This window comes from Burkholderia sp. AW49-1 (assembly GCF_053427845.1).
This window is the reverse complement of record NZ_JBSAXF010000043.1, coordinates 1-14292: the sequence shown is the minus strand read 5'-3', so window position 1 is coordinate 14292 and position 14292 is coordinate 1. Positions and strand designations below refer to the sequence as shown.

The following is a 14292-nucleotide window of genomic DNA, read 5'->3' as shown; positions in this document are numbered from 1 at the left end:
CGCCCACCGCGCGGTGGCGGACGTCCCGACCGCTAACGCCCGCCGCGCGCCGTTACGCGACCTGCTGGCGCGACTGCCCGCCCGTCGGCGAACGCCACTTCGCGAGCAGCGTGTTCCACTTCTGGCGAACCGCGCGCAGGTTGTTCTCCTTCACGTGGCCGTAGCCGCGAATGCCGTCCGGCAGCGCCGCCAGCTCGAGCGCGAGCGGGCGGTTGGCCGCGTTCAGCCTCGTCAGCACCTCGCCGATCAGCGTTTCGTACTCGCCGATCAGTGCGCGCTCGGTGCGGCGCTCCTCGGTGCGGCCGAACGGGTCGAGGCCCGTGCCGCGCAGGAACTTCGCCTTTGCCAGCAACCGGAACGCCGGCAGCATCCACGGGCCGTAGGCCTTTTTCACGAGATGGCCGTGCGCGTCCGTCTTCGCGAACAGCGGCGGTGCGAGGTGGAACTTCAGCTTCCAGTCGCCTTCGAACTGCGACGACAGGCGCGCGAGGAACGCCGGATCGGACTGCAGCCGCGCGACCTCGTATTCGTCCTTGTACGCCATCAGCTTGAACAGGTTGCGCGCGACCGCTTCGGTCAGCGGTTCCTGCGCGGCGTCGCCGTCCGCCAGCGCGCGTTCGGCTGCCCGCACCGTGTCGACGAAGGCCGCATAGCGCGCCGCATACGCGGCGTTCTGGTACGCCGTGAGGAACGCCACGCGCTTCGCGATCAGTGCGTCGACCGCCTTCTTCGTATGCAGCGCGATCACCGTCGCGCCTTGCGCGGGGCGTGCGTCGCCGGCCGCGGCCTGCTTCACGCTCGCGAGGTCGTGCGCGGCGCGGCGGCCCCAGTCGAACGCCGCACGGTTCTTCTCGACCGACACCGCGTTCAGCTCGATCGCGCGTTGGAGCGACGCGAGCGTGAGCGGCAGCCAGCCCTTCTGCCACGCGTAGCCGAGCACGAACGGGTTCGTGTAGATCGCGTCGCCGAGCAGCGCGACCGCGAAGCGGTTCGCGTCGATGAAGTCGACGGCTTCACCCGCCGCCGCGCGGATGTCGTTTTCCGCGGACAGGCCCGGGAACGCCCAGTTCGGGTTCTTGATGAACTCGGCGGTCGGCGTCTGCGCGCTGTTGACGACCACGCGCGTCGTGTCGTGCCGCATCCGCGACGTGCATTCGTCGCCGGCCGTGACGATCGCGTCGCAGCCGATCACGAGGTCGGCTTCGCCCATCGCGATCCGCGTCGCGTGGATGTCGGTCGGCGCGTGCGAGATCTGCACGTGGCTCATCACGGCGCCGCCCTTCTGCGCGAGACCCGTGACGTCGAGCACGGTCACGCCCTTGTTCTCCAGGTGCGCGGCCATCCCGAGCAGCGCGCCGATGGTGACGACGCCCGTGCCGCCCACGCCCGTGACGAGCACGCCGTATGCACGGTCGATCGCCGGCAGCGTCGGCTCCGGAATCGGCGGCAGCGCACCGCCGTCGACCGACACGGCCTTCGGCTTCTTCAACTGGCCGCCTTCGACCGTGACGAAGCTCGGGCAGAAGCCCTTCACGCACGAGAAGTCCTTGTTGCAGCTCGACTGGTTGATCTGGCGCTTCGTGCCGAATTCGGTTTCCAGCGGCTCGACCGACAGGCAGTTCGACTTCACCGAGCAGTCGCCGCAGCCTTCGCACACCGCGTCGTTGATCACGACGCGCTTCGCCGGATCCGGATACGTGCCGCGCTTGCGGCGGCGGCGTTTCTCGGTCGCACAGGTCTGGTCGTAGATCAGGATCGTCGTGCCTTCGATCTCGCGCAGCTCGCGCTGCACGTCGTCGAGCTGGTCGCGGTGATGGATCGTCACGCCCGGCGCGAGCAGCGCCTTCTGGCTGTCGTACTTCTCCGGTTCGTCGGTGACGATCACGATCTTCTTCGCGCCTTCGGACGCGAGCTGGTGCGTGATCTGCGGCACCGTCAGCACGCCGTCGACCGGCTGGCCGCCCGTCATCGCGACCGCGTCGTTGTAGAGGATCTTGTAGGTGATGTTCGCCTTCGACGAGATCGCCGCGCGCACCGCCAGCAGGCCCGAGTGGAAATAGGTGCCGTCGCCGAGGTTCGCGAATACGTGCTTCTCGTCCGTGAAGGGCGCCTGGCCGATCCACGGCACGCCTTCGCCGCCCATCTGGCTGAAGGTGCTCGTGTTGCGGTCCATCCAGACCGTCATGTAGTGGCAGCCGATCCCGGCGATCGCGCGCGAGCCTTCCGGCACGTTGGTCGACGTGTTGTGCGGGCAGCCCGAGCAGAACCACGGCTTGCGCTCGGTCTGCACGTGCGGCTTCGCGAGCGCCATCTCCTTCGCGTTGATCACCGCGAGCCGCGCGGCGATGCGTGCGCGCACGTCGGACGGCAGCTCGAACTTGTCGAGGCGCGTCGCGATCGCCTTCGCGATGATCGCGGGCGACAGTTCGTAGTGCGCGGGCAGCAGCCAGTTGCCCATCGGCACGGACCATTCGCCGCCAGCGCCGTCCTTCTCGTCGAATTTGCCGAACACGCGCGGGCGCTGCGCATCGGGCCAGTTGTACAGTTCTTCCTTGATCGCGTATTCGAGGATCTGGCGCTTTTCCTCGACCACGAGGATTTCGTCGAGGCCGCGCGCGAACGCCTGCGCGCCCTGCGCCTCGAGCGGCCACACGCAGCCGACCTTGTACAGGCGGATGCCGATCCGCGCGCAGGTTTCGTCGTCGAGGCCGAGGTCCGTCAGCGCCTGGCGCACGTCGAGGTACGCCTTGCCGCCCGTCATGATCCCGAAGCGCGCATTCGGCGAGTCGATCTCGATCCGGTCGAGCTTGTTCGCGCGCACATACGCGAGCGCCGCGTACCACTTGTAGTCGAGCAGCCGTGCTTCCTGGACGAGCGGCGGGTCCGGCCAGCGGATGTTCAGGCCGCCTTCCGGCAGGATGAAGTCGGTCGGCAGCACGATCTCGGTGCGATGCGGGTCGATGTCGACCGATGCCGACGATTCGACCACGTCCGTCACGCACTTGAGCGCGACCCACAGGCCCGAGTAGCGGCTCATCGCCCAGCCGTGCAGGCCGAAGTCGAGGTATTCCTGCACGTTGGACGGGAACAGCACCGGCAGCCCGCAGGCCTTGAAGATGTGTTCGGACTGGTGCGCGAGCGTCGACGATTTCGCCGCGTGGTCGTCGCCGGCGAGCACGAGCACGCCGCCATGCTGCGACGAGCCGGCCGAGTTCGCGTGCTTGAAGACGTCGCCGGTGCGATCGACGCCCGGGCCCTTGCCGTACCACATGCCGAACACGCCGTCGTGCTTCGCGCCGGGATACAGGTTCACCTGCTGCGAGCCCCACACGGCGGTGGCGGCGAGATCTTCGTTGAGACCGGGCTGGAAGACGATCTGGTGGGCCGCGAGGTGCTGCTTGGCCTTCCAGAGCGAGAGGTCGAGGCCGCCGAGCGGCGAGCCGCGATAACCGGAGATGAAGCCGGCCGTGTTGAGGCCGGCGGCGCGGTCGCGTTCCTGCTGGAGCATCGGCAGACGCACGAGCGCCTGGATGCCGCTCATGTACGCGCGGCCGCGTTCGAGCGTGTATTTGTCGTCAAGCGTGACGGACTTCAGCGCGGCTTCGAGCGACGCGCGTTGGCCTGCGTCTAGCGGGGCATTCATTAACTGTCTCCTCCACCCAGTTTGGGATCACCAAAGCTTCGATTGCGTCGACGTCTTGTGGACGTGTCGGCAGTGGCCGGCATATTGGCCGGTTTTGAGTGATGGTAGCACTGGGATAAACCCGCCGCCCACCGGCCGACGGGCAGTGACGCGTCGACGAAACGGCGCTCGGCGTTGCGTTACATCATGTAAAAGCATGTAAAGCCGGTCCCATCTTCGTACAAATGCCGTTAATCTTGTCGGCCTGCCGGAGGTGCCCGGCCGCGTCGGCACGTTTCGACGCAACCGGGGAGGCGCCGGCAGTTTTACAGGAGGTGCAATGAACACACGTCATATCCAGAGTTTCCTGATCGTGTCCGCGGCGTTTTTCGCGATGACCGGCCCGGTGCACGCGCGAGGCGCGAGCGCACTGGCGGCAGCCGGCGCGCAGATGCGTCAGATCGCGCCGGCGCAGGCCGCCGATGCGCAACCGGCGGCCACGCGCGTCGTCGTGTCGAAGGCGAACGTGCGTTGATCCGTTCGCGCGGCCACCAGGCCGCGCCGGGACGATGCAAAGACAAAAGGGCGGGAATCGCAAGATTCCCGCCCTTTTTCCATGTGCCGCCGAGGCTCGCGCGGCCCGGTTGCCGGGCGCCGCGCAAGCCGTCTGCGTCAGGCCTTGTCCTGGACCACGCCGCGGCGGATCTGGTCGAGTTCGATCGATTCGAACAGCGCCTTGAAGTTGCCTTCGCCGAAGCCCTGATTGCCCTTGCGCTGGATGATCTCGAAGAAGATCGGGCCGATCTGGTTCTCGGTGAAGATCTGCAGCAGCAGGTCGTCGCGAGCGCCGTCGATCAGGATCTTGCGCTTCTTCAGTTCGTCCAGCGATTCGCCGTGGTTCGGCACGCGGCGGTCGACCAGCTCGTAATACGTGTCGATCGTGTCGAGCAGCTTCACGCCCTTGCCGCGCAGGCCGTCGACCGCGCCGTAGATGTCGTTCGTGCCGAGCGCGATGTGCTGGATGCCTTCGCCGTGGTACGCGTCGAGGTATTCCTGGATCTGGCCGGCCGTGTCCGAGCCTTCCTCGTTGATCGGGATCCGGATCTTGCCGCACGGCGACGTCATCGCCTTCGACTTCACGCCCGTCACCTTGCCTTCGATGTCGAAGTAGCGCACTTCGCGGAAGTTGAACAGGCGCTCGTAGAACTCGGCCCATTCCTGCATGCGGCCGCGATGCACGTTGTGCGTCAGGTGATCGATGTAGGTGAGGCCGTGGCCGACCGGGTTCGGGTTCGCGCCGGCGATCGGCTCGAAATCGACGTCGTAGATGCTGATGTCGCCGATCGCGCCCGGCTGCGCGCCGTTCTTGCCGCGCCAGCGGTCGACGAAATAGATCAGCGAATCGCCGATGCCCTTGATCGCCGGGATGTTCAGCTCCATCGGGCCCGTCTTGTTGTCGAAGCCCCATGCGCCGAGCTCGAGCGCGTGCTTGTACGCCTTCGCGGCGTCCTGCACGCGGAACGCGATCGCGCAGATCGACGGGCCGTGCAGCCGCGCGAAGCGTTGCGCGAACGAATCGGGTTCGGCGTTGATGATGAAGTTGATGTCGCCCTGGCGGTAGACCGTCACGTCCTTGTGGCGATGGCGCGCGATCGCGGTGAAACCCATCCGTTCGAACAGTTGTCCGAGCGCTTTCGGATCCGGAGCGGTGTATTCGATGAATTCGAAGCCGTCGGTGCCGACGGGGTTGTCCCAGTTGGGGATCTGCATGTCGTGTCTCCTGTGCGGGGCGATCGGCCGGCGCGACGTGCGCGTGCGCGGCCCGGTTCGATGTCGAACGCGGCGCACGCGTCGGCGTGCGCAACGAATCGGTACGTGCGACAAAGTGTAGCGGGCGGGCGCGAGCGGAAACTTGCGAACTTAATCGTCCGTGCCTACGATGGCGCAATTTCCAGTCTCTGAACAATCATTGGAGGGCAGAAGATGGCGCAAGCCGAATTGGATGCCATCGACCGGCGGATTCTCGCGATTCTTCAGGAAAACGGTCGCCTGTCGAACCAGGAGATCGCCGAGCGCGTGAACCTGTCGCCGAGCCCGTGCCTGCGGCGGATCCGCCGGCTCGAGGAGATCGGCGTAATTACCGGCTACGTCGCGCTGCTCGATCCGCAGAAGCTCGGGCTCGACCTGCTCGCGTACGTGAGCGTGCGGCTCGAGAAGCGCGGCGGCGTAGTGCCGGTCCGTGCCGACGAGACGTCGGCGCGCGCGGGCGCGACCCACGCGGAACTGTTCCGCGCGGCCGTGCAGACCTGGCCGGAAGTGGTCGCGTGCCATGCGATGACGGGCGACATGGATTACCTGCTGCGCGTGCAGGTCGAGGACATGGCGCATTTCTCCCGGTTCGTGCAGGAGCATTTGCTGCACCATCCGTCGGTGATCGACGTGAAGACGAGCTTCTCGCTCGAGTGCTTCAAGGAGACGACGGCGTTGCCGATCCGGTCGGTGCGTTAGCGCGTGGCGCCGGGAAGCAAGAAAGGGAAGGTCGGCCGGGCGCCCCGCGAGGCAGCCCGGTCGGCCGATGTTACGCCGTCAGCGCGGCGGGCATCAGCGATTCGATGAACTTCGACGTGCGGTGCGCCTGGCGCTTGAGCGCGTAGTCGAATACCGCGGCCTGCTCCTGCAGCATTTCGGCGAGGATCGTCGAATGGTCGGCCGGTGGCAGCGACAGGTACGCATCGGCCTCGCCGTATGCGTATTCGATCCGCATCCCGGACTTCTTCGCGATGTGCATCATCGTCGCGTTGCGCGACAGGCAATGCATGTACAGCATCGTCACGCGGGTGTTGCGGCTGCGGATCGCCGCGCGTTCGAACAGCTTCGAGCCGACGCCGTGGCCGCGGGCGCTTTCGAGCACCGACACGCCGAATTCGGCAGTGCGCTTGTCGCCTTCGGCGGGCAGGTACGCCAGGTGGCCGACGCCGATCAGCTCGAGCGCGTGGTCGAACACGCCGAACACCGTGTCGCGACCGAAGTCGATCGTACGGACATAGTTCTCGATCACGTGGTCGGGCACCATCTGGCCGAAGCGCAGCAGGCGATCCTCTTCGTTGAGCGAGAGAAAGTGGGTGAGCATTTGCTCACGGTCTTTGGAAGCCAGTTCCCTGACGAGAACCGGCGCAGTACCGGCGTGGCCGACAGCATCGGCACGGCGGTTGAGTTGCGTGTTCATCGTGGGTTCCTCAGTGTGTAGCTGCACGAGCGACTTGTGCAATGCAGCGCATTTTACCTGAGTGGGGTTGGGGAAAACCCGTATTTGACGTTGTTTTTACTGAGGGCGAATTCTAAATCCGCTTAGTTAATTCTGTATCTACTTGATTTATAACGGATTTAAAATTCATCACATGAAACGCGCGACGGCCTGTCGCAGTGTGCCCGCCGCGCAACGCATGCTGCTGCGCGGCAATCAAGCGCCGGGCGACAGTCCGTGTTCCATCAGGTCGATCACCTGTTCGGCGAAGTCTCGGTAGCCGAGGCGGCCGCCCGGCTTGAGCCATGTGAACGTCCAGTTGATCATCCCGAACACCATCATCGTGACCGACGTCTGGTTTTCCTTCGAGATCCGGTCCGGATAGGCGCGCGCGAGCTGGCGCGCGAATGCCGCGACGATGTCGCGCTGGCGATCGAGCACGATTTCGCGCTGCGCGTCCTCGAGGTACTTCACGTCGTTGAGCAGCGCGACATGGCGGCTGTGCGACGTCTCGTACTCGGCGAGAAAGGCGCGCACGAGCTCGGCGAACGCGTCGCGCTCGCTGAGGCCGCGCCGCTGGCTCGCGCCTTCGACCTCCGCGATGATCAGCATCAACCGCTTCGTGTAGCGGTCGAGCAGGTCGAACAGAATCGCTTCCTTGCTCTCGTAATAGTGATAGAGACGTGCCTTCGACGTGCCGCTCGCGGTCGCGAGATCGGACATCGACGTGCTCGGATAGCTCGTCTGCGCGAACTTTTCGGCGGCGAGATCGAGGATCTGTTCGCGCTGGGATTCGTGGTCGGGCGCTCGGGTACGGGCCATGGTCGAATGCGAAAGTTGTAGCGTTAGCGAGGCGCGGCTGCCGCGCGCACCTGCGTGGAAGAAAGGGCGGCCGGCGCGTCGTCCTGCAGCTCGAGCCGGCCGGCTGCCGCGAGTTCGCGGCAGCGCCACCAGGCGATCGAGTCGCTGACGAACAGCCCGCCGCGGTCGGCGCCGGCCATGATGCCGCCTACGACGCGTCGCGCGGGCAGCCAGCCGGTTTCCGCGTGCGCGACGATCAGCGCGTCGAGGTCCGCGTATTGGCCGCTCTTGATCGTGTTGCTGACCCAGTAGCGCAGCTCGGCATTCAGGTGCTTCGCTTCCTGCCACTCGAGTGCGAGCCGACCGATGCGCAGTACCGAGATCGGCGCGGCCGCCGGCCGTTTGCGGGCGAGTGCCGCGGGCGAGAACATCCCGGTCGAACAGGCCTGGTCGGTGCGGGTCAGCGCCGCGCGCTGCGCGGCGTCGAGGTCCGCGGCCGACAACCGCACCTCGTTCAGCCGTTGCGGCACGTTGCGCAGGTGATAGGCGACGCGGCGCAACAGCAGCTTGTCCCCGACGCTCGGTGCGTGCCAGACGACCACCTGGGCCGTATCCATCGCGAGCTGGTCGAGGCGGGTGAATTCACCTTCGATCTCCGCATTCCAGTCCGGAATCTGGTCGCCGAGCACGCGCTGCCAGAAGGCGGCGCGCGTGTCGGGCGTCTCATCGGCGCCCTTCAGCGGCCCGACCGCGAGATCGTCGAGCAATCCGACGACACGCTCGTCGCGTCCGGCTTGTGCGAGGGCCTCGCGCAGCGACGCGGCGGCGGTGCCGCCCTGAATCACGTGAATGGTACTCATCGGCCTGTCATCAACAAAAGAAAACCGCCGGCCGAGCGGACGTTGCGACGTCCGGCCGGCCGGCGGCCCCTAGTGTAAGCGAGATGTGTGACGACGAGAAACCGGCGCACCGCGCCGGTGCGACGCCGCTCAACGCTCGTCGAAGCTCACGACGACCTTGTCGCTGATCGGGTGGCACTGGCACGTGAGCACGAAGCCGTCCCTCACTTCGTGTTCCTCGAGCGTGTAGTTCTTATCCATCCGGACTTCGCCTTCGACCACCTTCGCGCGGCACGTGCAGCACACGCCGCCCTTGCACGCGTACGGCAGCGCGAGGCCCGCGCGCAGGCCGACGTCGAGCAGGCTCACGCCTTCGTATGGCAGGCGCAGCTTGCGCTTCTTGCCGTCGAGCACGATTTCGAGGTCGGCGGCCGGCGTCTGGTCGGTGATTTCGACGACGGGCGCGCCCGCCTGCGGCAGCGGCGTCCCGAACCGCTCGACATGCACCTTTGCCTGAGGCACGCCGGCCGCCTTCAGCGCGGCTTCGGCCGCGTCCATCATCGGCGCGGGGCCGCAGATGAACGCTTCGTCGATCGCGTCGGCCGGTGTCAGCGTGGCGAGGAATTCCGCGCATTTCGCCTGGTCGAGCACGCCGTTGAACAGCTCGACGTCCTGCTGGTCGTCCGACAGCACGTGATACAGAACGAAGCGGTTCATGTAGCGGTTCTTCAGGTCCTCGAGTTCCTCGGCGAACATGATCGCGTCGACGCTGCGGTTGCCGTAGACCAGCGTGAACGTGCTGCGCGGCTCGAGCTCGAGCGTCGTCTTCACGATCGCGAGCACCGGCGTGATGCCCGATCCGCCGGAGAACGCGACGTACTGCTTGCCGTGATCGGCATTCAGGTGCGTGAAGAAGCGGCCGTCCGGCGTCATCACGTCGATCATGTGGCCGGGCTTCAGCGTGTCGAACGCGAAGTTCGAAAACCGGCCGCCGCGCACGCGCTTGATGCCGATGCGCAGTTCGCCGTCGCGGTCGTAGTCGGTCGTGCCGACGCAGATCGAGTACGAGCGGCGCGTTTCCTCGCCGTCGATGTGGGTCTTCAGCGTGACGAACTGGCCCTGCGTGAAGCGGTACGCGTCGCGCAACTCGGGCGGCACGTCGAAGGAGACGGTAACGGCGTCGGCGGTCTCGGGGCGCACGTCGCGGATACGCAGCGGGTGAAATTGCGGGGTCGCCATGATCAATATGGTTTGAAGTAGTCGAAGGGTTCGCGGCAGTCGACACAGCGATACAACGCCTTGCAGGCCGTGGACGCGAATTGCGCGAGACGCTCGGTGCGGGCGGAACCGCATCGCGGGCAGACGGGCGCCGCGACGGGGCGCGGCACGAAACGCACGACGTTTTCCCGCGGCGCGGCGCCGGCGCACTGGCCGACGGGCGGCGCGATGCCGTACGCGCGCAGCTTGTCGCGCGCTTCCTGCGTGATCCAGTCGGTCGTCCACGCGGGCGCGAGCACCGTCTCGATCCGGTGCGGCGGCAGGTCGGCGGCGCGCATCGCCGCGGCGATGTCCTCGGCGATCTGCGACATCGCCGGACAGCCGGAGTAGGTCGGCGTGATCACGACTTCGAGCAGGCCGTCGTCCGCGCGACGGACGTCGCGCAGGATGCCGAGCTCGCGGATCGACACGACCGGAATCTCGGGATCGGGCACGGCTTCGAGTACGTCCCACGCGCGCGCGAGCAACGGATCGTTGCGGTGCGCGGCGGGTGCGGCGTCGGCGGGTGCGGTGGTCTGGACGGACATCGTCGGGCTCCGTTGGGTCGGCCGGTTACCAGCTCGCGCCGGGGTGCTGGCGCGCGAGGCTCTGCATTTCGGCGAGCAGGTAGCCCATGTGTTCCGAGTGCTCGCCCTGCTTGCCGGTCGTCACGTGCTGCACGGGTGCGGGCAGGGTGAGCGTCGCTTCCTCGAGCGCATCGTCCACGTCCGCGCGCCATGCGGCTTCGAGCGCGGCCGGCGCCGGGCCGATGCCCGGTGCGGAAACCGCGTCGTCGATCGCGTCGGCCGCGAAGAACTCGCGCGTGTACGGAATCAGGTAGTCGAGCGCGGCCTGTGCACGGCGATGCGATTCGTCGGTGCCGTCGCCGAGGCGCACCAGCCATTCGCGCGCATGCTGCACGTGATAGCGGGTTTCCTTTGCCGACTTCGCGGCGATCGCGGCGAGTTGCGTGTCAGTCGACGTTTCGAGCGCGGTCCACACGTGCAGCATCAGCGTCGCGTAGAGGAAGTTGCGGACGATGGTCACCGCGTAGTCCTTGTCGGCGTGCGCGGTGCCGGCGATCGGGCCGTAGTGCGGCAGCTCGGCGAGCGTGAAGTTCGCGAACTCGCGCTCGGTGCGGAAGTACGCGTAGTCGTCTTCCGTCTTCGCCGCGCCGTTCAGTTGGCGGTCGAGCTCGGCTGCGTGCGTATACAGCATGCGGGCCTGGCCGATGAGGTCGAGGCTCATGTTGGTGAGCGCGATGTCTTCCTCGAGGATCGGGCCATGGCCGCACCATTCGGCGTTGCGCTGACCGAGGATCAGCGCGTTGTCCGCGAGGCGCAGCACGTAGGAGAGGTGTTCGGGCGTGATCGTCATGGCGGGCGTTACATGTGGTTGACTTCGTCGGGCAGCGTGTAGAACGTCGGGTGACGGTAGATCTTGTCGCCCGCCGGTTCGAACAGCTCGGCCTTCTCGGCCGGATCCGACGCGGTGATCGCCGACGACGGCACCACCCAGATGCTCACGCCTTCCTGGCGGCGCGTGTAGACGTCGCGCGCCATGCGCAGCGCCATCGACGCGTCGGCCGCGTGCAGGCTGCCGCAATGCTTGTGGTCGAGGCCCTGCTTGCTGCGCACGAACACTTCCCAGATCGGCCATTCCTTGTTCATCACTCTCTCCTGAATCCTGTATTCGATGGTTGCCGCTCAGGCGGCGTGCTGTTCGGCGCGGGCGCGGCGCTTGGCTTCGTGCGCGAGCGCGGCTTCGCGCACCCACGCACCGTCGTCGTGTGCCTTCACGCGGGTCGCGAGGCGTTCCTTGTTGCACGGGCCGTCGCCGTTGACGACGCGCCAGAATTCATCCCAGTCGATCGCGCCGTAGTCGTGGTGGCCGCGCGCCTCGTTCCATTTCAGGTCCGGGTCGGGCAGCGTCACGCCGAGCACCTTCGCCTGGTCGACCGTCGCGTCGACGAACTTTTGCCGCAGGTCGTCGTTCGAGATTCGCTTGATGCCCCATTTCGCGGACTGGTTGCTGTGGACCGAATCCGCATCGCTCGGGCCGAACATCATCAGCACCGGCCACCACCAGCGGTTCACCGCCTGCTGGACCATCGCGCGCTGCGCGTCGGTGCCCTTCATCATCGACAGCAGCGCATCGAAGCCCTGGCGCTGGTGGAACGACTCTTCCTTGCACACGCGGATCATCGCGCGCGCGTACGGGCCGTACGTGCAGCGGCACAGCGGGATCTGGTTCATGATCGCGGCGCCGTCGACGAGCCAGCCGATCACGCCGACGTCGGCCCAGGTCGGCGTCGGATAGTTGAAGATGCTCGAGTATTTCGCCTTGCCGGCGTGCAGCGCGTCGATCAGCGCGTCGCGCGATACGCCGAGCGTTTCGGCCGCGCTATATAGATAGAGGCCGTGGCCGGCTTCGTCCTGGACTTTCGCGAGCAGGATCGCCTTGCGCTTCAGGCTCGGCGCGCGCGAGATCCAGTTGCCTTCCGGCAGCATGCCGACGACTTCCGAGTGCGCGTGCTGCGAAATCTGGCGGACCAGCGTCTTGCGATAGGCGTCGGGCATCCAGTCCTGCGGTTCGATCTTGCCGTCCGCGGCCATGACCGCGTCGAACCGCGCGTGCTCGGGCGACTCGGCTGCGGCGTCGAGCGGTGCGACGTTGCCGGGGATGTCGAGGGATTGCGTGTACATGGCGGAGGATCTCGTCCGGTTGAATGTGTGCGAAGTATAAACCAACCGACCGGTCGGTTAATAAATTTCTTGCGGATTTGCATCGGGACTCGGGTAAACGTGGGGCGCGGGGCGCGATCGCCGGTCGGGAGGGGTGGGTGGGCGCGTGAGACTGGCGGCTTCTGCGGCACAATGCCTGCTTTCCGATGAGGATTTCGCCGATGTCATTTCGAAGCAGTTTCGTCGCGACCGTGCTGGGCGCATCCGTTTTCCTGTCGCCACTCGCGGCCTCGGCCGCGCCGGCCGGGTGGGTCGCTGCGTGGGCGACCGCGTTGCAGCCGATTCCCGACCTGGCTGCGCCGCCGCCGCTCTACCGCGCACCCGACGTGGCCGGGCGAACCGTTCGGCAAATCGTCTACCCGACGGTTTCCGGGCATGCCGCGCGGATTCGCGTCAGCAACGCCTACGGTCGCGCGCCGCTGGTGATCGAGGCTGCCAGTCTCGCGCGCGCCGGTGACGGCGCGGCGCTTGCCGACGCGACGGGTGCTGCCGTGCGCTTCGGCGGCAAGACGTCGGTGACGCTCGCCCCGGGCCAGGAACTCGAAAGCGACCCGGTGGCGATCGACGTGACGGCCGGGCAGCCGTATGCGATCAGCTTGCGGATGGGGGCAAACCAGCGGATGACCGTGTGGCACCGTGTATCGAACCAGCTCAATTACGTATCGACGCCGGGTGATCACGTGAACGATCCGGGCGCCGGCGCATTCCGCACACGCTTTACCCAGTATGCGTGGGTGACCGAACTGGCCGTCGAGGCGGGCGCCGCGCGAGCGAGTGTCGCCGCGATCGGAGACTCGATCACCGACGGGCTGCGCTCGAGCCTGAACCGCAACCGTCGTTGGCCGGATGCGCTGGCGCGCCGGCTGACCGCGGCAGGTTCGGATTCGCTCGGCGTCGTGAATCTCGGGATCAGCGGCAATCGGCTGCTGAGCGATTCGGCATGCTACGGCACGTCGCTGGCGTCGCGGTTCGAGCGCGACGCGCTTTCGCGTGCGGGGGTGAAGGTGGCGATCGTACTGATCGGCATCAACGACATCAACTTTGCGGCGATGCCGCCGCGTGCGGGGCTCGATTGCGACAACCCGCATACGCAGGTCACGGCCGCTTCGTTGATCGACGGCTACCGCCGGTTGATCGAGGCAGCGCATCGCCAGGGCGTGAAGGTCTTTGGCGCGACGCTCACGCCTGCGGCCTTGCCGGCCGGACGCGAGGCGGTCCGGCTCGAGGTGAACCGTTGGATCCGGAGCGGCGGCGGATTCGACGGCGTGGTCGACTTCGACGCGGTGCTGCGCGACCCGGCTCGCCCGAGTGTGCTGCAGCGCCGGTATGACAGCGGCGACGGCATTCACCCGAGTGATGCGGGTTACGCGGTCATGGCCGATGCAGTGCCGATGGAGCGGCTGCAGGCTGCAGTCGGCGGCAAGTGACGTCTCTCTATATATATAGAGCGATGAACCGCCGACTTCTTTGAAATTGCGGGCGGCACGCGGCCCCTCGAACCTGAAGCCCCGTGCGCGGCAGCGCGCGGGGGCTTTTTCAAAATATTTTCACAAAAGGGTTGCGGAGGTCGAGGCGGGTGCTTAGAATCACGCCTCTTTCGCGCTAACGGCAACGCGGCGCGGAGGAAGAAGGGAAGCGGTGCGGTCGAGGGTAGGTTGTAGAACCCCAGCGCACACGAAGTTGAACCCCCGCCGTCGCAACGAAGTAGTTCAGAAAGTTGTTGACGAGCTGAAAAAGACGGTTCATAATCTCGCTTCTCTGCTGCTGAAAACGCAGCGCTGCTGA

Annotated in this window: 14 protein-coding genes; 3 read left to right on the top strand and 11 right to left on the bottom strand. The window is 66.5% G+C overall.

The features are described 5' to 3' along the window. Positions 1–52 precede the first annotated feature (52 nt). Positions 53–3643, bottom strand: coding sequence for an indolepyruvate ferredoxin oxidoreductase family protein (locus tag ACV22W_RS31470; protein ID WP_448023325.1), 3591 nt, complete (start codon positions 3641–3643; stop codon positions 53–55). 319 nt (positions 3644–3962) lie between these two features. Between ACV22W_RS31470 and ACV22W_RS31465 the strand changes: the two genes are divergently transcribed. Continuing rightward, positions 3963–4157 carry a hypothetical protein gene (locus tag ACV22W_RS31465; protein ID WP_448023324.1) on the top strand — a complete coding sequence of 65 codons (195 nt, stop codon included), beginning with the start codon at positions 3963–3965 and terminating at the stop codon, positions 4155–4157. A gap of 137 nt (positions 4158–4294) precedes the next feature. On the opposite strand, the gene hppD is transcribed toward ACV22W_RS31465, so the two are convergent. Further along, entirely contained in the window at positions 4295–5392 is a 1098-nt protein-coding gene (gene hppD / locus ACV22W_RS31460) for a 4-hydroxyphenylpyruvate dioxygenase (RefSeq protein ID WP_059465128.1), read from the bottom strand. Positions 5393–5605: 213 nt separating this feature from the next. Between hppD and ACV22W_RS31455 the strand changes: the two genes are divergently transcribed. Beyond that, entirely contained in the window at positions 5606–6130 is a 525-nt protein-coding gene (locus ACV22W_RS31455) for an Lrp/AsnC family transcriptional regulator (RefSeq protein ID WP_059691570.1), read from the top strand. 70 nt (positions 6131–6200) lie between these two features. On the opposite strand, the gene ACV22W_RS31450 is transcribed toward ACV22W_RS31455, so the two are convergent. The 8 genes from ACV22W_RS31450 to paaA all read right to left on the bottom strand — a co-directional run bounded on the left by ACV22W_RS31450 (position 6201) and on the right by paaA (position 12468). Next, the gene (locus ACV22W_RS31450; protein WP_448023322.1) at positions 6201–6848 is read right to left on the bottom strand and encodes a GNAT family N-acetyltransferase; all 648 of its coding nucleotides are present in this window, start codon (positions 6846–6848) and stop codon (positions 6201–6203) included. Between the two features lie 234 nt (positions 6849–7082). Further along, the gene (locus tag ACV22W_RS31445) at positions 7083–7688 is read right to left on the bottom strand and encodes a TetR/AcrR family transcriptional regulator (protein ID WP_059533377.1); all 606 of its coding nucleotides are present in this window, start codon (positions 7686–7688) and stop codon (positions 7083–7085) included. 23 nt (positions 7689–7711) lie between these two features. Continuing rightward, complete coding sequence (locus ACV22W_RS31440) at positions 7712–8527, bottom strand: DUF1835 domain-containing protein (RefSeq protein WP_448023320.1); 816 nt, start codon at positions 8525–8527, stop codon at positions 7712–7714. Between the two features lie 129 nt (positions 8528–8656). After that, positions 8657–9745 (bottom strand): 1,2-phenylacetyl-CoA epoxidase subunit PaaE, encoded by a 1089-nt coding sequence (gene paaE, locus ACV22W_RS31435; RefSeq protein WP_448023319.1) that lies wholly within the window; start codon positions 9743–9745, stop codon positions 8657–8659. 2 nt (positions 9746–9747) lie between these two features. Further along, positions 9748–10311 carry a 1,2-phenylacetyl-CoA epoxidase subunit PaaD gene (paaD, locus tag ACV22W_RS31430; protein ID WP_448023317.1) on the bottom strand — a complete coding sequence of 188 codons (564 nt, stop codon included), beginning with the start codon at positions 10309–10311 and terminating at the stop codon, positions 9748–9750. Positions 10312–10336: 25 nt separating this feature from the next. Next, on the bottom strand, positions 10337–11140 hold the full coding sequence (gene paaC / locus ACV22W_RS31425) for a 1,2-phenylacetyl-CoA epoxidase subunit PaaC (protein WP_448023316.1): 804 nt from the start codon (positions 11138–11140) through the stop codon (positions 10337–10339). A gap of 8 nt (positions 11141–11148) precedes the next feature. Then, on the bottom strand, positions 11149–11433 hold the full coding sequence (gene paaB, locus ACV22W_RS31420; protein WP_006752453.1) for a 1,2-phenylacetyl-CoA epoxidase subunit PaaB: 285 nt from the start codon (positions 11431–11433) through the stop codon (positions 11149–11151). A gap of 36 nt (positions 11434–11469) precedes the next feature. Next, complete coding sequence (gene paaA, locus ACV22W_RS31415) at positions 11470–12468, bottom strand: 1,2-phenylacetyl-CoA epoxidase subunit PaaA (RefSeq protein ID WP_448023314.1); 999 nt, start codon at positions 12466–12468, stop codon at positions 11470–11472. Positions 12469–12668: 200 nt separating this feature from the next. On the opposite strand from paaA, the gene ACV22W_RS31410 reads away from it, so the two are divergent. Next, complete coding sequence (locus ACV22W_RS31410; protein ID WP_448023312.1) at positions 12669–13934, top strand: SGNH/GDSL hydrolase family protein; 1266 nt, start codon at positions 12669–12671, stop codon at positions 13932–13934. A gap of 175 nt (positions 13935–14109) precedes the next feature. Here ACV22W_RS31410 and ACV22W_RS31405 read toward each other — a convergent pair. After that, positions 14110–14292, bottom strand: a 183-nt coding sequence (locus ACV22W_RS31405) for a hypothetical protein (RefSeq protein WP_448023310.1), incomplete at its 5' end; no start/stop codon positions are given.